Source organism: Schleiferilactobacillus perolens DSM 12744 (assembly GCF_001435585.1).
Taxonomy (GTDB): domain Bacteria; phylum Bacillota; class Bacilli; order Lactobacillales; family Lactobacillaceae; genus Schleiferilactobacillus; species Schleiferilactobacillus perolens.
The window spans coordinates 37,671-56,618 of the sequence record NZ_AZEC01000013.1; the positions used below are offsets into that span (position 1 = coordinate 37,671).

22 protein-coding genes and 1 pseudogene are annotated in these 18,948 nt (G+C 49.1%); 12 read left to right on the forward strand and 11 right to left on the reverse strand.

The genetic code is table 11. From position 1 onward, the window contains the following. The first annotated feature begins 129 nt into the window (after positions 1-129). Both FD09_RS16495 and FD09_RS12170 read left to right on the forward strand, forming a co-directional pair. Positions 130-399, forward strand: coding sequence for a hypothetical protein (locus tag FD09_RS16495; RefSeq protein ID WP_162261513.1), 270 nt, complete (start codon positions 130-132; stop codon positions 397-399). Beyond that, complete coding sequence (locus FD09_RS12170) at positions 335-556, forward strand: type II toxin-antitoxin system Phd/YefM family antitoxin (protein ID WP_057821775.1); 222 nt, start codon at positions 335-337, stop codon at positions 554-556. The genes FD09_RS16495 and FD09_RS12170 overlap by 65 nt, the downstream gene beginning before the upstream one ends. A gap of 62 nt (positions 557-618) precedes the next feature. Here FD09_RS12170 and FD09_RS12175 read toward each other — a convergent pair whose 3' ends face one another. After that, positions 619-1,032 carry a restriction endonuclease subunit S domain-containing protein gene (locus FD09_RS12175; RefSeq protein ID WP_057821777.1) on the reverse strand — a complete coding sequence of 138 codons (414 nt, stop codon included), beginning with the start codon at positions 1,030-1,032 and terminating at the stop codon, positions 619-621. Positions 1,033-1,326: 294 nt separating this feature from the next. Here FD09_RS12175 and FD09_RS12180 point away from each other — a divergent pair, with 294 nt between their 5' ends. Then, positions 1,327-2,010 (forward strand): hypothetical protein, encoded by a 684-nt coding sequence (locus tag FD09_RS12180; protein WP_057821779.1) that lies wholly within the window; start codon positions 1,327-1,329, stop codon positions 2,008-2,010. Positions 2,011-2,050: 40 nt separating this feature from the next. Further along, positions 2,051-2,308: a hypothetical protein gene (locus FD09_RS12185; RefSeq protein ID WP_057821781.1), complete on the forward strand. Its 258-nt coding sequence runs from the start codon at positions 2,051-2,053 to the stop codon at positions 2,306-2,308. A gap of 203 nt (positions 2,309-2,511) precedes the next feature. Here FD09_RS12185 and FD09_RS12190 read toward each other — a convergent pair whose 3' ends face one another. Continuing rightward, the gene (locus FD09_RS12190; protein WP_057821782.1) at positions 2,512-3,879 is read right to left on the reverse strand and encodes a glycoside hydrolase family 1 protein; all 1,368 of its coding nucleotides are present in this window, start codon (positions 3,877-3,879) and stop codon (positions 2,512-2,514) included. A gap of 124 nt (positions 3,880-4,003) precedes the next feature. Here FD09_RS12190 and FD09_RS12195 point away from each other — a divergent pair, with 124 nt between their 5' ends. Genes FD09_RS12195 through FD09_RS12205 form a run of 3 tightly spaced genes read left to right on the forward strand, consistent with a single transcriptional unit; the run spans position 4,004 to position 6,154 of the window. Next, positions 4,004-4,843 carry a PfkB family carbohydrate kinase gene (locus tag FD09_RS12195; RefSeq protein WP_157053801.1) on the forward strand — a complete coding sequence of 280 codons (840 nt, stop codon included), beginning with the start codon at positions 4,004-4,006 and terminating at the stop codon, positions 4,841-4,843. Positions 4,844-4,852: 9 nt separating this feature from the next. Then, entirely contained in the window at positions 4,853-5,596 is a 744-nt protein-coding gene (locus FD09_RS12200; RefSeq protein ID WP_057821786.1) for an SDR family NAD(P)-dependent oxidoreductase, read from the forward strand. 12 nt (positions 5,597-5,608) lie between these two features. Further along, positions 5,609-6,154, forward strand: a complete 546-nt coding sequence (locus FD09_RS12205; protein ID WP_057821788.1) for an ECF transporter S component — start codon at positions 5,609-5,611, stop codon at positions 6,152-6,154. Positions 6,155-6,176: 22 nt separating this feature from the next. Here FD09_RS12205 and FD09_RS12210 read toward each other — a convergent pair whose 3' ends face one another. The 5 genes from FD09_RS12210 to FD09_RS12230 all read right to left on the reverse strand — a co-directional run bounded on the left by FD09_RS12210 (position 6,177) and on the right by FD09_RS12230 (position 10,051). Then, positions 6,177-7,028 (reverse strand): nucleotidyl transferase AbiEii/AbiGii toxin family protein, encoded by an 852-nt coding sequence (locus FD09_RS12210; protein ID WP_057821790.1) that lies wholly within the window; start codon positions 7,026-7,028, stop codon positions 6,177-6,179. Further along, positions 7,025-7,615 carry a type IV toxin-antitoxin system AbiEi family antitoxin domain-containing protein gene (locus tag FD09_RS12215; protein ID WP_057821792.1) on the reverse strand — a complete coding sequence of 197 codons (591 nt, stop codon included), beginning with the start codon at positions 7,613-7,615 and terminating at the stop codon, positions 7,025-7,027. The genes FD09_RS12210 and FD09_RS12215 overlap by 4 nt, the downstream gene beginning before the upstream one ends. A gap of 136 nt (positions 7,616-7,751) precedes the next feature. Beyond that, positions 7,752-8,606, reverse strand: coding sequence for a Cof-type HAD-IIB family hydrolase (locus tag FD09_RS12220; protein ID WP_083487894.1), 855 nt, complete (start codon positions 8,604-8,606; stop codon positions 7,752-7,754). 170 nt (positions 8,607-8,776) lie between these two features. After that, positions 8,777-9,253, reverse strand: coding sequence for an NUDIX domain-containing protein (locus FD09_RS12225; RefSeq protein ID WP_057821796.1), 477 nt, complete (start codon positions 9,251-9,253; stop codon positions 8,777-8,779). Positions 9,254-9,295: 42 nt separating this feature from the next. Continuing rightward, complete coding sequence (locus tag FD09_RS12230) at positions 9,296-10,051, reverse strand: DeoR/GlpR family DNA-binding transcription regulator (protein ID WP_162261516.1); 756 nt, start codon at positions 10,049-10,051, stop codon at positions 9,296-9,298. A 514-nt stretch (positions 10,052-10,565) separates the two neighbouring features. Here FD09_RS12230 and FD09_RS12235 point away from each other — a divergent pair. The 5 genes and pseudogenes from FD09_RS12235 (at position 10,566) to FD09_RS12255 (ending at position 15,066) form a co-directional block, all read left to right on the forward strand. Continuing rightward, positions 10,566-10,823, forward strand: a complete 258-nt coding sequence (locus FD09_RS12235; protein ID WP_157053802.1) for a BRCT domain-containing protein — start codon at positions 10,566-10,568, stop codon at positions 10,821-10,823. A 532-nt stretch (positions 10,824-11,355) separates the two neighbouring features. Beyond that, positions 11,356-12,804: pseudogene (gene nagE, locus FD09_RS12240) on the forward strand (N-acetylglucosamine-specific PTS transporter subunit IIBC); the annotation flags it as partial. Positions 12,805-12,982: 178 nt separating this feature from the next. Further along, a complete protein-coding gene (locus FD09_RS12245) occupies positions 12,983-14,122 on the forward strand; it encodes a hypothetical protein (RefSeq protein ID WP_057821803.1) in 1,140 nt (379 codons plus the stop codon). 127 nt (positions 14,123-14,249) lie between these two features. Further along, on the forward strand, positions 14,250-14,561 hold the full coding sequence (locus FD09_RS12250; protein WP_057821805.1) for a DUF2316 family protein: 312 nt from the start codon (positions 14,250-14,252) through the stop codon (positions 14,559-14,561). Positions 14,562-14,571: 10 nt separating this feature from the next. Then, positions 14,572-15,066: a GNAT family N-acetyltransferase gene (locus tag FD09_RS12255; RefSeq protein WP_057821807.1), complete on the forward strand. Its 495-nt coding sequence runs from the start codon at positions 14,572-14,574 to the stop codon at positions 15,064-15,066. Here the strand turns inward: FD09_RS12255 and FD09_RS12260 are convergent. The 4 genes from FD09_RS12260 to FD09_RS12275 form a co-directional block, all read right to left on the reverse strand. Then, complete coding sequence (locus tag FD09_RS12260) at positions 15,058-16,071, reverse strand: serine hydrolase domain-containing protein (RefSeq protein ID WP_083487895.1); 1,014 nt, start codon at positions 16,069-16,071, stop codon at positions 15,058-15,060. The two genes, FD09_RS12255 and FD09_RS12260, sit on opposite strands and share 9 nt — an antisense overlap. Then, complete coding sequence (locus tag FD09_RS12265) at positions 16,049-17,245, reverse strand: AbrB/MazE/SpoVT family DNA-binding domain-containing protein (protein WP_057821810.1); 1,197 nt, start codon at positions 17,243-17,245, stop codon at positions 16,049-16,051. The genes FD09_RS12260 and FD09_RS12265 overlap by 23 nt, the downstream gene beginning before the upstream one ends. Positions 17,246-17,311: 66 nt before the next feature. After that, positions 17,312-17,932: a TetR/AcrR family transcriptional regulator gene (locus FD09_RS12270; protein WP_235812288.1), complete on the reverse strand. Its 621-nt coding sequence runs from the start codon at positions 17,930-17,932 to the stop codon at positions 17,312-17,314. 51 nt (positions 17,933-17,983) lie between these two features. Further along, positions 17,984-18,904 carry a cation diffusion facilitator family transporter gene (locus FD09_RS12275; protein ID WP_235812289.1) on the reverse strand — a complete coding sequence of 307 codons (921 nt, stop codon included), beginning with the start codon at positions 18,902-18,904 and terminating at the stop codon, positions 17,984-17,986. Positions 18,905-18,948: the final 44 nt, after the last annotated feature.

An 18,948-nucleotide genomic window follows, 5' to 3' on the forward strand; every position in this document is an offset into this window, starting at 1 on the left:
ATTGACTGATCAGTCAACATATTTTTTGCCGAAATTAAACGGGGTTCTGCAATCTTGTTGTACCTATTGATTGAAGGCCAAAACACCGGCGTGCAAATATATTGGCGAGCAGGGGAAACTAATGCATAATTGAAGCATGAAAATAAAAAACTGCAGATTTTCAGTCGCTCGGATGAATGTTATCAAGAAAGGGAAATCATCATGCCCAACAAGAGCATCACGTTCGATGATTTTTTAGCGCAAAAGCTCAAAGATCCAGCCTTTAAAAGGGGCTGCGAAATTGAGTCTGCAAAACTCGAAGATTCCGTCGCTCACATGAAAGGAGTTGTGCAGCATGAAGACGACCACTTTTTACAACCTTCGGAAAAATCTGAAAACCTATTTGGATCACGCAGCTAATCATGAGCCAGTGCTGGTGACACGCAAAGCAAAGAAAAGCGTCGTGCTAATGAGCCAGAGTAATTATGACAACATGGTGGAAAACATGCATATCTTTGGCAATCAGGCAAATCGTGAGTGGCTGGAGAAATCGTTGCGGCAATATCAGAACGGATAATAGGTGAGAAAAAGCTGGCCACTTCAATGAGTGGGCCAGCTTTTTTGGCTATTGCCGGTCAATTAATGCTTTTCTTTATACAGTCCAGTTATTCCGATGTTTCGATACAGCGTTTTGTCGAGTTCGGCCAATTTTTTATTTAATGCCGAGATTTGGGCGGCGATTGCTTGACGGTCCCTCTCGTAATCAGTAATCGTCTGCTGTTGTTCGGGCAGTGACATGGTTGTCACCACGGGAATTTCTTGTAATCTCTTAATCGGGATCAAGGCAGTAGATGAGCCCAACACGGTATTGGCAATTTGTGCTTCCCCGAATGGGCTGAGCAGATACTGATAGAGCCAGCGGCCATCAACTCTGTTCTTCTTGGGGCGGATGGACCATGTTTTGCGAAAGAAGGATCTTATCGGGCGCGGACTCTTGAATGGCGCGGACTCTTGAATCAAGAAGGGCCGATTCCCGGCACCGCGAATTGGCAAAATGATATCTCCCTTTTGCAGGAGGCAATTGTTGACTTGTGTATTGGGATTGATATTGCCGTGATGAAGTCCGTCTGAACATTCTGTGTTTCTGAGATGGGAAAGTTGTTGAAGCAAGGGGTGCAAACTCGTATCTGTTTCGGCTGATTTTTGGTATATACCGCCTTACATTTTTGTTAGTTTTGACAGTGCAAATGTTTTGCTTTTTTGACGATATTGGAGCAATAATATGGTGAGCTTGGAAAACGATGACTTGGTCGAATAGTTTTGCTCTTTTGAAAGGGAGCGGAGACGATGTTAAAGCTTAAAGTATTGGTATCTGTTGGAATTTCGGTGTTATTTCTGGCAGCAGCTACTCCGGTAGTAGCTAACGCTACGGACGGATTTTCTACGCAGGACCCTAACGCAACGGTATCCAAGGAATCTCAGAATTCCACTATTACTACTCCTGTAATCAACCAACAACAAGCAGATCATTATGTATCTGTAGTAAATAACCAGTACGTGCTGAATAAAGCTTATGCTTCCGTTACAACTACTGCGGATTATGCAGCGGTTTCGGCTTCAGTGAAAACTGCAAACTTACTTGTCCGTGAAAATGGATTAATCATTGACGAAGACAATAAGCTAGCTTATCCGGCGATTGAGCCGCGTTCCTTGCCAGATGATCAGGTTTATCTCGGCTGGGACGGCATTCACGAGATCTTTCGTTCTAATGCCGCGGTTCAAAATCGGGTTAATTATTTAAATGCTGTCGGTACAAGCCTAACTGCTTCGGGTGTTGCGGCTGGCTTAGTTGGCGGCCCGGCTGGCTGGCTTATTGGTTCTATTGTGGGTGTTATTCAATTTGGAGTTTACAACCCATCCAGCCAAGCAACTGCTCTGAAGGAATACAATATGAAGCATAAAAACGATCGCATCTGGATGATTACACCATGGAAAGTTTGGGATTACTACTTTGGCGTTCAACATGATTAATTAAGCCAAATCAGTTTTTATCTCAAAGGGGGGGAGTAAATTGACAGATGCAATGATGACTGCGCTAATGAATATTGTTGGTCCCTTTGCTATTGGATTTTTGGGAATTCTTTACTACAGTGCACATCCGAAACAGTTCTCCAAATTGGTTAACTATTTGCTGATTGGTGTTGATATTATGCTGATTGTAAGTGCAAGCTATCGATTGCCAATTTCAAATGTAGTATGGAAAGCAGTAATCGCTGCCATCGCTATGCTCACACCCTCAATCATGATAACTATCTGGCAACGAAAGTAAGGTATTAGGGCTGGTCAAAGTTTTGATCGGTGGTCACACTTTCGTAAATCAATTTGGAAAACTCAAAGCACTGAGCCTTCTTATTTTCTCGAATAGCTGGTTCAATGATTTAAATAACCCAGGATAAGGCCATGGAAAAGGTTCTCTTCTTTGGCTTTATCTTGGGTCGTTTTTTATACGTTTGATATTTGCAGAATTATGTCTTAATCTTCTACCTGCTTCGTCACGTCATCCCCATTATGGGCAATCACGTCCTTGTACCAGTCAAAGCTGTCCTTTTTATACCGTTTCAACGTCCCACTATCATTGGTTTCACCGCGATCGACGTAAATAAAGCCGTACCGTTTCGTGAAACCTTCGTGGGTCGAAACCAGATCAATGGCTGACCACACATGGTAGCCAATCACCGGAATGCCCTCACCAATGGCCAGACGCATCTGATAGATATGGTCATTCAAGTATTTGATCCGATACGGATCGTGGACTTTGCCATCTGCTGTCAGGGTATCGTGAGCGCCTAGACCGTTTTCGGTAATGATCATCGGTAAATTGTAGCGATCATACAGCTGACGCAAGGTGAGGCGGAAGCCGGCCGGATCGAGATCCCAGCCGAATTCGGTTTGATCCAAGAAGGGATTGATCACTTTCTTGAAGGGCAAAGTGCTGCCGGGTTCTGCCGCACGAATGGTTTCGGTGTTGTAATAGTTGAAATACAACAGGTCGGGGTGGGCGGCGGCGATGGTTGCCATGTCATCTGCTGCAATTTCTGGCGTCGCGTGGAATTGTTCGAATAAGTGCCAGGCCACGTGGTTATAGTGACCCAAGATCGTCACATCACCAAACAACAGATTGCGCACGGAGTCATACACGTTGGCTGCCAGTGCATCTTCCGGTCGAGGCGTCAATGGATAGACAGCCACTAAGTTAGGTGCGGGACCGATTTTGATTTCTGGATGGTGCTCATGGGCGTAAATCATCACCTTGGCTGCTGCCACGAACATGTTGTGGTTGGCCTGGGCCACTTCTTGGAGAGTCATCTTGCCCTTGAGCGCGGCGGCGAGCATCCCAGCAAATAGCATATTTTGTTCATTGATCGTTTGATAATACGTGATTTGTGGGGAGAAATGGTTCAGCACGGTTTTAGCATATTGCACGAATGCATCGATGGTGGCACGATTCGCCCAGCCGCCCTGCTTCTGCAATGCGGCAGGCAAGTCGAAGTGGAAAAGGGTCGCTACCGGTTCGATATGTTGGGCTTTCAACTGATCCAACACATCTTGATAGTAATCCAAACCGGCTTGGTTCACTTCACCGGCGCCGTTGGGGTAGATCCGGGTCCAGGCAATGGAGAAGCGGTAGGACTTGAAGCCCATTTCGCCATAGAGGCTGATGTCTTCCGGGTAGTGATGGTAGCCGTCACTGGTGATTTTGAAATCCGCGGTGCCAGCTGGCGGTGTCGCGACATCTTGCACGGACAAGCCTTTGCCATCGGTGTTATAGGCGCCCTCATATTGATAGGCGGAGGTGGAAGCACCCCATAAAAAGTCTTTTGGAAAATCTGCTAATGCCAATGTTTTTCCCTGCCTTTCTTTTGTTACTACTTCTAGTTTAGCATGACTGGAACCGGATACAGAGCGTGTCGTGTTATTTCCGCTGAAACATTTGGTACAATTGGGTTCAAAGGTGGTGGCACAAGTGGCTGAACAATCAATCATCGTCAGTCAAGATCTATGCGGTGCTGGAACGGTTTCGTTAGGGGCCGCCATTCCAATTTTGACTGCATTAGAGTTGCGCCCGAGAATCATTCCGACAGCGTTGTTATCGACACATACAGGTGTGCCGGACAATACATATTTGGATTTAAGCAATCAAATCGGCCCGATCCTGGCGCACTGGCAAACATTGCCCTTGGCCATCGGCGGTCTTTATTTGGGGTATTTGGGGCCGAATGCATTGACCGTGTGGCAGGAATGGCTGCCCCGCTGGCAGCAGTTACCTTTGCGGCTGGTCGATCCGGCGATGGCCGATAATGGGCATTTGTACCGCGGTTTAGATGACCACTATGTCGCAGAGATGCGAAAACTCATCACCCATGCCAGTATCGTGACACCGAACATCACGGAAGCCCAATTACTATTGGGCCAACGGCCGACGGTGGGAACGATGACCGAAAGAGCAGTCCAGAGTTTGACGCAAAGGTTGGTGACCGAATTCCATGTCTCGGTCATCATCACGGGAATCACATTACCCGGTGGAAAAACTGGCGTGGCGTGGACGGGTGCGGCCGCTAAGGAACCGACAATCTGGGCAGTCGACACCTTGCCCGGTCATTACTTTGGTACCGGCGATATCTTTGCCAGTGTGTTAGCCGGCGGATTGATGCGGGGAAAGTGTGTGGATGATGCCATTCGCGTGGCCATGCGTTTTGTGGGGCAGGCCATTGATGCGACAAATCGGCTGGCCGATCCAACTAATCCACTGCACGATGTTGACTTTGGGACGTTATTGCCAGAATTAATCAATGATTTCTCTTGAGGTGAAATGATGAATATCGCGATAATTACTGGTGCCTCCTCCGGGCTTGGCCGGGAATATGTGCGGGCCGTGGCAGAAAAGATGCCGGAGTTGGATGAAATTTGGTTGATTGCGCGACGTCAGCAACGACTGATTGACTTGGCGCATACATTGCCGGGGCACCGGTTTCGAATATTGCCTTACGATTTAACGACGGCTAGTTCGTTTCGCAAACTGCGGGGACTGCTTGCACGGGAGAATCCTCACGTGTGGTTATTGATCAATGATGCCGGGGCCATGCATACCGGACCAGTGGCGACAATGTCTCTCGTGAATCAAGAAGAATTAATTACGCTGCACGCCGTCGCCCCGACACGGCTGGTCCATTTAGCCTTGCCCTATATGGACCGTGGGTCAGCCATTATCAACGTGACTTCCATCGGCGGTTTTGCACCGGTACAAAATATGTCCGTGTACAGCGCCAGCAAGGCCTATCTGATTTCTTACACTGAAGGTCTGCATGCAGAATTGCGCTCACAAGGGATTCACGTGATGGCTTTAGCCCCGGGGATTATGCGCACATCGCAAGCCAATGCTTTTGGCGGGATCACCAAATATTTGCCCGCCTTAAATTTGCCGGCAGTTACCCGGCGCTCATTGAACCTGGTGATTCGCGGCCAATTAATATACACGCCAGGGCTTCTATACAAAGCCTATCGTCTGGCGGCCCGCGTCACGCCAGATACACTATGGTCCTACGTGAACCGATTCTAGGAGGAAAAAATTATGTTGGGCAGAAACAAGCAATTATTGAAAATTATTCTCACAGCGTTGTTCGCCGCTATTATTTACATTGGAATCTGGGTATTACGGATTCCGATTCCGGCAATGGTGGGGCGGCCGTTCATTCATTTTGGCAACCCCTTGATGGTTTTGGCGATCCTCTTCCTCGGCGGAGTCTGGGGCGGGGCGGCTGCCGCCATTGGCTTGGGTGGCTTCGATGTGCTCAATGGGTATGCGGTGACATCTTGGCTGACGGTACTGGAAGTCGTCGTGATGGCGATTGTGGTCAGTACGATCATGCGTGTCTTTCGCCATGATGATCGGCCCAGCCATATCATTACGGTGGGGATCCTGGCAGGAATCACCAAACTGATTACGTCGTATCTGGTTTCTGTAGTCGAGGGGTTAATGGTGGGGATGACCTTCAAACCGGCACTCATCGCGGCTTTCTTGAGTTTGCCGGCCACGGCCATCAACTCGCTAGCGACAGCGATTATTGTTCCGATTCTCTATTTCATGCTGCGTCCGGCGTTTCGGCGGATTCAATAGTAATTACGTGTTCTCCACAAGTTTATTTTATTCTGTTAAACAAAGTTTCGATGGTGCGCATAACGTTGTCTAGGGAGATATCTTGAGCGTAGGGATGGTCTTTTTGGTATCTAAGCCAATTGTCATGGATGACAGGACTGCTTTGAATTACAGTAAGAGCTGTTAAGGGATCTTGCACGACTGTCGTGGGTACGCGTCCTTTTGTTGAAACTGTTTTGGTAAAGGCAGTTTGTAGTGTTTGGACCTGCCAGTCGTTTTTCAACAGTGTTGCGAACATGTACAGGTCATAAAAATCCTTAGCACGCGAATTTATGGGCCCAAAGTAAAGAAAAGCTTCAAGTTTGTCTGCCATGATTTGTTCTAGCGGATAAGCTTGGAGCTTTGTTGTTTGTTGCGGGTCAAGTAAATGGTGATGAATCAGCTCAATTGTATGTGGGTGAATTGAATCACCGGTTGATAGATCGATTTTGATCTTTGCACGAGCGTTACTCCCCTTTAAAGTGGCGTCTAAACTCACCAGAAAACCTGGATAATTGTGATCCGCCATTTTAGCTTTGATAGACGATACGTTGAAGGTGACAGACGAGACGCTCCCTTTGTCGGTGAAAATTTCTTGCATCATTTTTTGGATGTTGGCTTTTGAGAGTGATTGGCCTGCCAACGTACTATCAATATCTTGGGTAGCACGATTGGCCACACCGATAAGGCTTTGAATTTCCATACCACCTTTGAAAATGAAGTTATCTCGGTAGGGCGAAGCAGCGACAAGAATCAAAAATTGTTCCAAGAAATACATGCGTTGAAATTGTGTTGGTGGTACTTTTGACTTTCTGGCAGCTGCGTTAATACGTTGAATAAGCGGGTCGTGGCTCATAAATCAACCTCCAAGGTTTTGATGAAGTTTGAATGTGGGTAAAGCTTCTGTTGCAACTCGATCAGCTGCTGCAAGCGATACATGTTCTGCCTCACTAATTTTAAATACGCATGATAGGCATATTTGCGCACTTCCACGGATACATCTTCTCGTTCCCAAGTGTCGAGCATTGTTCGCTCGGGGGAATAGACACGTGCGGTATTTCCATAGGGTGTTTTGACCGTTTCGATGCCCAACTCGAAACGGTTTTGAACTTGATGACGAGTGTGAATGTCCAATCTTGCTAAGTTGGGATTGTTGTACCCCTTTGGAAATGTCATTTCGTAGTGGAACGGCGCTTCTTCTGTCATGTCATGCAAGTCTCTAGCGGAAAGACCGGAGAATACACCTTTAGAAAAACGTTGACTAAAAGTCGCATAACGATCCTCTAACACATTTGGAAACACATAAATTCCTCTGTCTAATCGTTCGATTTCTCCATTTTTTGTGGCTTTTTCGAGTGCATTAATATCCAGACCAAAGTCAGTGGCTGTTTTATAAGTAAACGTTGTGTGTTGCGCTTGAAGATTTGCCCATTGAGTCTTCACTACCTGCCACCTCCTAATTTAATATTATATACTATCAAAATCGTAAAAGGTAGTATATAGTTTGAGACAAAAAAATTCCAGCAGACCGGAACATCTGCTGGAAAGTTAGGGGGATCTTGCGAATTCAGGGAACTAATCAGGACATGGTCACGGCCTCTTCAGTCATCGCATAATCTTGCAACGCTTCGGCGACACCACCCTGGTCATTTGTGGCCACGATGTGGGTCGCTTTTTCTTTGACACTGGTAAAGGAATTCCCCATGGCGATACTTAAACCGGCGGCGGTGAGCATGGGCAGATCATTCTCGCCATCGCCAATGGCCATCGTTTGGGTGACAGGAATGTCAAAGTGACGGGCCAAAGTGTGCAGAGCGCTTTGTTTAGAAACGCTGGCGTCGCTGACTTCCAGATAAGTGGGTTTAGACCGTGATGCATTGAGATGCCAATCCGGGCGCTGGGCCAATAGTGCGCTTAGTTGATCGATGACGGCAGGATCGGCCATGCACAGAATCTTGTGCGTCGTGAGACCAGCAGCTAGGCGCTGCGCCAGGGGGACGATAATCGGATTTGTGCCGGTAATCGCAGCCTCTTGCGCGTTCCATTGATCGTGCTGATTCGCCAACCAGGCTAAACCGGAATACACATTAATACTCACGGGCAGCTGATGTTCGACGATCATTTGCCAGAGCTGAATGGGTACGCGCGCATACAGTGGCTGTTCGGACACGATTTGCCAGGTATACCCGCCTGCTTCAGGAACGTATTCAACGATGAGACTGCCATTAAGGGCGACCATGGGGACGGCGAGACCCAGTGATTGGGCCAAGTCGAGCATTGCCAGCGGCGGCCGGGCAGAGGCCAGTACAAAATGGCCGCCTGCCTGACTGTATTCTTGAATAGCGGAAACGACTTTATCGGGGATGGTCCCCTCATTGTTCACCAAGGTGCCATCAATGTCGCTAAGTACTAACGGATACTGCATCATCATCATGGACCGCTCCTTTCAAGCAAGAAGGCAAGCAAGCATCGATCAGCTTGTTTGACGAAAGCCCCTTTCGGCTTTCAAGGATAGTATATGTGTATTTGAGGGTAATTGCAAGTAAATATGTGTATTTAGTTGTCAATAAAAAGCGGCGACGGCCGCTCATCGTGTGGTATGGTCTAATCTCGCTCTACTTCGTGACGCAGGGGTGTCCCCAACGCCGTAAAAGTAATCATTTTTCTTGGCTGAATAATTCGAGCGGCTTCTGTTAATGGGTACCACACCATTTTGGCTTGAGCAGAAACATCCAAGTGGTCATAATTCAAATGTTGTAAATGATTGAATAATACGTCGTCAACGCGCTGGCGGAATACCATTGTTAGCTGGTGAAACTGCATGGTGTCCCGGTCCCAAAAAGATTCCAATACGCCGGCGAATTCGGGACCGCTCAGTGCGATTCCCAGTTCTTCTTGAGCCTCACGCAGAATCGCTTGCTCGGCTGTTTCGTTGAAATGAATGGCACCGCCGGGAACATAAACTTCGGGGGCATCATTTTCTAATAGAAGTGATTGGCGGTGAATTAAGAGAATAGAAGAACGGACAGAAAATTGTTGGGTGTTGGATAGGAAAAAGCGAGCATCATTATCTTCCTGCATTTGTACGCCTCCAGGTGCCAGCTGATGAAAATTGACTAAGCGTTAGTCTTTCGGCGGTGCCACCATCACTTCGACATTGTCGGGCAACTGTTCTTCTTTGGCAGGGGTCTGGTCGGTGATCAACACATCCACATCCGGCCACGCGGCGACCAGGTAGGGTGTTTTCTTTTGGAACTTTTGATTTTCGGCCAAGATGACCACTTGTCGGGCATGAGCCACGGCGGCACGCTTTAATGCTGCATCGTTTTCATCTTTCACATAGGCGCCTTTTTCCTCTAAACTGGCAGCCCCCATAATGGCCAAGTCGAATTCTAAATATTGGAGTGCCTGTAAATTGGCTGGGGCAAAGAAGACCCGATTCTTTTGTTCAAAACGACCGCCTAACAAATGCAAATCCACATCGGGTTTAGTCGATAGGGTGAAGGCATTGTCCAGCGAGGTCGTGAAAACGGTGACCGCCTGGTGGAGCTGCTGGGCGACTGCGCGGACAGAGGTGCTGGTATCCAAGAATACAGTCATTCCTGGCTGAATTAACGGCAATACGGCGGCGGCCATGGATTTCTTGGCAACAGGGAATTGGTGCTGCCGTTCCAGATAGTCTAGGACTGGCAAGACTTTTTGTGTTTGCACAATGCCGCCATGGGTACGTTGGGCCTGGCCCAATTGGACTACGGCCATCATGTCTCGCCGGGCGGTTTCTCGGGATGTGTTGAATTTGGCCATGATTTCTTTGGTGGTCAATTGACCGACTTCTCGCAGCCATTCGATGATGGCTTGAACACGCTGTTGCTGGTACATGGGCATACCTCTTTTCTTCCTTTAGTGTAGCGAAACGCGTCTTTAACGGCAATGCTGGGAAATACACACAAATACCCACCGGCGGGTACAAGTATTATGGGGTACAATTGAGGTAGATCAATCAAGGCGGGGTAGGATAAAATCTTTACCTAATGGCCCGTGCCAAAGCTGCGTAATCTCCGGTGAAATGGGGCTGGAACGCTGTGACGGCGGTTTGAGCCCGCAAAGACCGCGGTCTCAAACACGCCTAACCACATCCGCGCAAAGAGCGCGCGGTGTGGTTTCCACAGCTGAACCCCATTTCACCTCCGATTGCTCCGCATTGGCACTATATCCATCAGGTTCGAAGTGTTGTCTCGGCGATGTGTGTTTTGCAAGCTGTACCACGCACTTCATGCTGCCCTCTGACTAAATGAGTTGCACACCCGGGCCGTGGGTGCTTCGCTCTCTGAAAGGGATGGTCTTCATGGATTTGCTGAATAAAACAATTGTGTTCTCGGGGCATTTTGAAACAATGACGCAAGAGCAATTGGCGAAACTAGCCGTATTTGTGGGGGTCATCCCGCGGGAGACGGTGTCCGGCATTACCGATTACGTGGTGGTGGGGGCGATGTATGGGGACTTGTTCTCACCGCCCACAACGGAGAAACTCAAAACCGCCAATACGTTGAATATCCCCCTAATCTCTGAGGTGGATTTCTTGAATTATGTCGTATCCGTGTGGCAGCGGCGCTTGTCGAGTATGTCAATCAAGCAAATTGACGCAGGCTAGTGGGTTTGTTGGCATGGCGTGGGAACTCTTGACAAAAGCGCCACATGGCCTTCACATTTTTTTCACACTCATCCCGTAGTATACAAGATGTCAACAGGAACGAGGCCAACAGAATTCCTGCAAGACGCCAACAACCAAACTTTTTCTTCATGTTTTTTCTTTTTCCCCTGAGTCCGTCATCGTCCTCCCCACGATGGCGGCTTTTTTTGTTGCAAAATCCCTTAATTGGGATATACCAATGTCAGAGTTCCTGACATTAGATAATATTTTTTGTGTTGAAAACGTATTTTTTCTGAAAATAATAAACGCAACGATCTGATATTGGTGTATCATCGATGTTGGTTAAGAAAAGCCAATTGGTAACTTGCAATGTCATTTATTCATTAAATGGTCTATACAGATAATTGATGTAATATTTGTTAACATATATCTGCATTCAGCCATTTTTCAAAACATACCAATGCCTTATCCGGACGCGGCTTTCTTAACTAAACCCCCAGGAATGGGGAAATGTATTGGGAGGTAAACCATCGTGAAAGCATATTTGCAGAAGATGGGAAAATCAATTCAGCTGCCAATTTCCGTATTGCCGGCTGCTGCGCTGTTAGTCGGGATCGGCCACTGGCTGCCCCAAAAGTTAGTTGTTGCGCAGTTTTTACAGGTCGGTGGGACTGCGATCCTTGGGATCTTGGCGTTACTCTTTGCCATTGGCCTGGCCGTGGGCATGTCCAAAGAACATGACGGGGCGGCTGCATTAGCAGGGGTCGTAGCTTATTTTGTCCCTATTAAGGTGCTCGATCCGGCTGCGGTCGCCACATTTGAGGGAATCAAGAAGAGCCAGGTCAATCCAGCCTTCGCCTCGATTTCGGGGAATGTCTTTTTTGGCATCATGGCCGGTTTGGTGGCTGCGGCGTTGTACAACCGCTTCTATAAGACTGAGCTGCCTTCTGCACTGGCGTTCTTCAGCGGCAAGCGGTTGGTGCCAATTCTGTCCTCTATCGTCATGCTTGGTATTTCTGTCGTCTTACTGTTCGTATGGCCAGTGATTTATTCCGGTCTAGTTATTTTTGGTAAAACAATTGTTGGGTTTGGCGCATTCGGTGCGGGTCTGTACGCTCTTTGCAACCGGCTGTTGATCCCTACCGGTTTGCATCAGGCACTCAATTCCGTCTTTCTGTTTAATGTGGCAGGCATCAACGATTTGGGTAAATTCTGGGCGAACCAAGGTGTCCGGGGTGTGACCGGCATGTATATGGCTGGTTTCTTCCCGATCATGATGTTTGGTTTGCCGGCCGGCGCCTATGCAATTTATCGCAATGCTCGACCAGAAAACAAGAAGAAAACCGCGGGCTTGATGATGGCCGGGGCCTTCTCCTCATTCTTTACGGGGGTCACTGAACCGATTGAGTTCTCATTTATGTTTTCGGCTTGGCCGCTTTACTTATTGCACGCACTGTTCACCGGCCTTTCCGTGGCCTTTGCCGCGATGATGCATTGGACGGCTGGTTTTACCTTTAGCGCTGGGCTGGTCGATTATGTTCTCAGCGCCCGGATGCCGATTGCTAACATGCCTTATATGCTGATCGTGCAGGGGGCTGTGATGGCGGTCATCTATTACTTCGGCTTCAACTGGGCGATCCAAACCTTTGATTTGAAGACACCCGGCCGAGAAGGGGCCAGCACGACCGCTGAATCGGCGGCGGCCACGGCCACTGTGGGTGGCGATCAAAATGCCGCCGAAGCCAAGCAAATTTATGCGGCAATTGGCGGTGCTGCGAATATTGATAACGTCGACTATTGCACCACCCGCTTACGTCTGCAATTAAAGGATACCAGTAAGATTGATGCCCAAGCGTTGAAAGATGCGGGCGCCATTGCCGTAAATACACTGGATCAACACAACGTGCAGGTGATTATCGGGACGAATGTTCAGTTCGTCGGTGAGCCCTTGGAAAATCTCTTTGCCAAGAAGACGCCGCTACCAGCATAATATTGAAATGTATTCCTCGGTTGGGGCTGGGATAAAAGTCTAGGGCAGATACTAGTGCCAGCCCATCCCACCGGAGATTGCGCAGCATTGGCACGGCCGTCAAACCGGCTTTTATCCCAACCCCATTTCTATACTCCAAGCGGTATACTGGAAGTAGAGGCGACGATCGATGAGTACAGAAGCAGAACAAGATGCAGCATTTGTTGAATGGTTGAAAAATGGCACAGGTGATTTTCACAGCGCCGTACCGGTATTGAATCTGCCAGAACGGCCCCAGGGAATAGCTAAGGATCTGCAGTTGGGGGAATGCCAGGTGGTTTTGGCCCCCGCGGGGACATCCTTTGAACGGTATGCCGTGGCTTATTATTATCCGGCCCAGAAGTTGTTGGTATTGAAAAAGGGCGTGCCTGCCACGGCTGCGATTGAAGATGTCCGGGTCACGTCGCTGGTGGCTCAAGTCGTCCAATGTTACGCCACGGATGTGGATGCCGCTTGGCAAGATGACGGTGTGACCGCCGGTGATATTTATGTCGACCATATCGGTTTTGATCCAGACAAAAAGAAACGGGTAGACCACACCGGTGAGTTTGCCCGACTGGCTAAGCAGCAGTGGGAATATTGGTTGATCCATGGTCAAATTGCCGTTTTTACGCCAACGACCAAGAACGAAGCCGTGGCGCGGGCTTTCCAACAATTTGCCGTGAAAGTCACTAGCCAACCTGATTGGCTGGCTGAATTAGGCGCCGGTTTGACTAAGGTCGTACCCGATGATGAGCTGACTGACATTTTCAAACAAATCACCACGGCAGCCAAGCGCAATAAGGCAATCGCACTGGCCCAAGACCGGCTCAAGCAAATGGCACTGCCCAACGATCCGCTGAACACTGCGGCCCGGGCATTGATTCAATTGGCCACAGCGGGGCAAATGGATTTGAAGACCCAGTTGAAGTTCGTCTTCGGCAAGGACAAAGATACCGGCAATTTGATCTTGCCTTTGAATCATATTGTCACGGCGCCTAACGACGAAGTGCCCAGTACCGCATTGTTTCACGGGGAACAATTTGTCCCGATGATTGAGAGTCCTAATGACTATGATGACGCCTATATTAAATATCAGTCATTGATTGAAGACTTGAGTGATGCCACTTTTGGCGAAGACAGCATTCGTTATGTGCCGAAGAGCGATGTCAACCATGACTATCTGTACTTCCCGTTTGTGCGCAGCATCGAAGTGGATGGCAAGGTACTCTATACCCGACCAGACGGCGTACTGACGGCTTGGCAAAAAGCATTGGTTGGTCGCAACTGAACACAGGATAGTCCCAGCGATGGGACTATTTTTGCCCGCTTGGCGTGCTTCTTAGGGCAGGGTTGTCACGGGCATCTTTGGCGCCTTGCTGGTATGATGGTGAAAAAGAACGGAAAGAGGCCGATCAATGAGTTTAACACCAACTGAAATAGAAGCGACCAAACAAGAATACCGTCAGAACATGAAGTTGGCTGGGCTAAGCCGACAAGAGATCAGTGCTGATTTGGGTGTTTCTGAAGAAAAATTGGAACGGATCTTGAACCTGCATCAACGGTCGTTAGAAGATGCCTGGATCTTGCGCAATTACTTGCTGACGAAGGTCGAAGAGGCGGGCGAAAAGCCGGTGCCATTCACGGCGTTAAAGGGTGATCCAGCTGATCACTGGTTCCTGGATGCGGACACGATTCATCACGGTAAAATGACGCCAGGGGACAATTAGAGGCGATACTATGGCAGAAAATAATCAAATTGAAATTCGCCCCATTACACCTGCAGACGACGCCCAAATGGCCGCCATTGTCCGCGACTCGCTCAGTGCGGTGGGTTTGGCAATTCCGGGGACCGCTTATTTCGATCCGGAATTGCCCCACCTCAGTCATTATTACGCGGCCAAACCAGGACGGGAGTATTTTGTGGCTGTCCGCAATGGCCTGGTCCTGGGTGGTGCGGGAATCGCTGAATATGAAGGCACCAAGCAGGTGGCTGAGTTGCAAAAAGTGTATGTCGCGGAGTCCGCCCGGGGACAAGGACTCAGTAAACAATTGATTGAACATGCCTTGGCGTTTGCCTGGCAAGCCAAATACGAGAGTGTCTATTTGGAAACCCACCATAAACTCCACGCTGCGATGCATGTGTATCAAGAATTCGGCTTTCACCCATTGTTACAGCCGCTGGGGACCGCTGAACACAGTGCCATGGATTCATTCTGGGTGAAATTACTCTAACGCATCCAGCCAAATCCGCTGCTGCCGATTCCAGTCTTTGGCGGATGTGGTCAAAAATCGGACATTCGTCAACCAAAATACAGCCAGATTCAGGTCAAAGGACAAAAAGACATCCGCTTGATAACCCAGAATCAGGCCGCTATGCCAAAACCACTGCCGATGCTGAAACCAGCCCATGCCGTAGAAATTATGGGTGATCGTGAAAATAGTTTGCCAGGCAGAGCGGGGCAGCAGCGTTTCGCTTTGCTGCAAAACAGCCTGTAACCAAAGAGTGTAGTCTTTGGCTGAAGTCACCAGCCCGCTATCGGCAGTGGTGTGGCTGCCTTTGCCAATATAACGCAGCTCATCATGCCACGGCAGATAACTGACGGCCGTGGCATTTTGAGTTCCCAGCTCCGTGACAGTCATTCCCAAGGGCTGCCAGATATACGCAGTCAGAATTTGATCAAGTGGCTGCCCCAGTACGCGACTCACCACGATACCGAGCAAATTGTAATTGGTATTGCTGTACGCGCCCTGTGAACCAGGGTGAAAATCTAAGGGGATTGGATTGATCAGTGCGACTAATTCAGCTAACGACAAATCAGCACCCAACCGGCGTACGCTTTGCGGATCAGATTCCGCAGCGGTCGTGGTGGGGTGCTGGTTTTGAATTAGTGAAGGATAATCTGGAATGCCGCTGGCCATAGTCAACAGATCGCCAAGCGTCACTTTAGCGGCGTACCGGTATTCAGGCACATACTGATCCAGACGGTCGGTCAACGCCAGCCGGCCAGCAGAGACTTGCTGCATGACCGCCACGGCGATGAATTGCTTGGTGAGCGAACCGATCCCGGTAACGGTATCCAGAGTAAAGGGAATCTCCTTCTCGATGTCGGCTAAGCCCCCCGCATACGTATACAAAGTCCGGTGGGCATCCGTGACCACCATCGCCCCATTGAAGTCGGCGTGGCGATCCAAGCGGTCAATGGCTGCTAGATAATCAGTCAGTTGCATCGTCATCATTTTCCAATGTGACGGTCACGGCAACGTTGGCTCGATGGGATAGGCGCCGTAATGTTCCGAGCAGTAACAGAATCCAGGAGAAGGCCAGGTCAAAGGCGACGAGTTGGAAAGCCGTCAGTGAGAAGTAACCCACATATTTGAATAGGACAAAATCGATAATCAGCAATACCGCAATGGCGTCCGAAATGATGCGGAATTGACGGGACCCCTTGGGCAGCAGCCAGCGGATCAAAATCACCGTCAGGCCAAAGACGGCCACTAATCCCCAGGCGGCAATATCGTGGAGTAAATGCAGCAGGCCGTCGCCGTTATTGGCGAAACCACCCACCCCGAATAAGCAGATAGCCATGGTCGTCAACAGAATCCGTAAAATGTTCAGGCCCCGATCCGCAGGGTAGCGGCGGTGCAGCCAAACGAACAAGTAATCGATCAAGCCAGTCATTAACAATGCCGACACCATCAACGTCAGATTGAATTGCCAACTGTAATTGGCATGCTTCGTCCCGAGGAAACTCAGGTTTGTTTCCCACCAATGATTGTCGCTGTTAGTAATCATGGACGCCACGACACCACTGATAATCACTGTCGTCAACAGCCGCACCATCATTTCTGAATTAATGTGCAGCGCGGCATAGATTATGAAATAGTTGATGATTAAGTTGAAGAGTAAAAAGAGCAAACTAGCAGTGTAAATATCAAAGGCCGCGCCTTTGAAAATAATGCCCATGAACCAGAAGATTGCCAGCAACGACAGGGCCAAGATGATCCCAAAGGAGAGCAGGATCACAGGAAAATTACGCCAATAGAGACCCTTCAGCGCCCGATTGCGGTCAATCTTGTGGTTGCGGACATAGAAGGTGCTGAAGGACGCGACGCCGCTGACCACCCCTAAGATGATGGTTAAACCGCTAATGGACAGGCGGCCAGTCAAAGGGACCAAGTACTCCTGGCGAATGAGAAAGAACCCCCAAAACAGTACTGTGGCCACCACAGCAGGGATAGTAAACCAGCGAATACGCATATCCTGCTTTTCCTCTGCGTCGGCGGTACTTTCAATCACCACATTATTATCCGTGACCCGAATCTTCACGGCATCACCGGCCCGCATGTCTAATTCATCGGCGATTTCATGCGGAATCGCCATTTTGAGATTGTTCTTCTTTTCGTCGGCCATGATTTTCCCTCCATTTCCATGACTCTATTATAAAGCATTGGTCGGGTCACACGCGTATGGAAGCAATTAAGCACGGGATTGGTGGGAACGGACCACAATATTTGTTAATTGCGCCGGTGTGAGGTCCCGACTGGTTTGGAAAATCCGATAAGCTGCTTTAGGCGACAGCACTGGTTCCTGGTGCAGCCAGAAGATGATTAAGTCGATAATGCCCTTGGTGACAATTTCTTGGGCGAAAGCCGGTGGGAAGTCGTGAACGGTCTCCGCAGACTGAGGTGTGGCGGAGATGAGTACCGAACTAATCAATTCCTTGACCTTCGTGCCCATTTGCGAGGCCGGTTCATTCAGCAGCAGTGCCGCTAAATCGCGCTGACGGTAAAGATATTTGAATAGCTGATAGAAGGCATTGTTCTCCGCATCGGCTGCTTTCGGAGCATGTTGGGCAGGTTTGGGATAGCGCCGAAAAATGTCTGCGATATCCGTCACGATACTATTCTCATAGTGGGCCAGCAGGTCGTATTTATCCAAATAGTGTAGATAAAATGTGCCCCGGCTGATTGCGGCCGTTTGCGTGAGTTGTTGGACGCTGAGATGATCAAATCCGCGTTGATGAACCAGTGCGATAAAGGCCTTCTGCAACTTGATCTCTGTTTCCAGCATTTTTGTATTTGTTTCGATGATGGCCATCCTCCCAATTGCACAGTGTGTGTATTTCCATCTCATTGAACAACAACCCGGTCATGGATGCAATGTATGTTGCGGTGATGCTGGTTTGACCTGGATGCAGCAGTACAAAATCGGAAATTGAATCTGCAGCAACAATTGCACATGTTGGCAAATGCGGTAGGCTTCCGGGACCGTGGTCTGGGCAGCAAGGACAATTTCTGCGGCTACGATGATATTACTGCCGGAATAGCGGCCATCCACAAACGTCACTGCCTGGACTTCATTAGCGGATTCAATGGTGGCGGTGATGGCTTGGCGAATCGCTGGGCTAAAGCCGTTGGATAGTTTTGCTGCGCTATCACTTAAAATTCGACTGCCATTGTAAATGATAAAGCCGCCTAGGATAATCGCAGCCAACGGGTCGATCCAATATATATGCCAGACGGAGGCGACAATAATTGCCAGCATGGTGCCCGTGGAAGTTAACGCATCGTTGAGAAAGTCCCGAGCGGATGCGGCCAACGAGGCACTTTTTGTCCGACCGCTTAAAGTACGGTTGACGAGACTCAGGGTGAGCATCGTACCGGCAGAGATAGCGGCCATCACCGCAGCCGCACCCTGGACCTGGCCGGTGTAGTGATTAGTGATCAGAGCGACTACTTTTGTCCCACCGTCCCAAGCACAAGCCACGCCCACCAGAAACATAATCAAGCCGGATAGAAAAACGGCCAGATTCTCAAACTGCCAGTGACCTTCGAGATGATAGGCATCGGAGGGTCTGATGGAAAAGGTCAAGCCAACGATTAGCGCGGTCACCGAGATAATACCGGTGACATTGTTTTGGCCGTCTGCCAACAGCGCTGTGGAATGAGCCCGCTGGCCAATGAATATCTCAGCCGCAGAAATTCCGGTATAGACCAGCAGATTGAGGATCAATACTTGCCGGGCCTGTTGGACGCTTTGCCGACTACGGTCAGTGAGTTCTTTAGACATGTTGAGATGATTGCTGTTATTGAAAATCATCGGCGTCGCTGCCT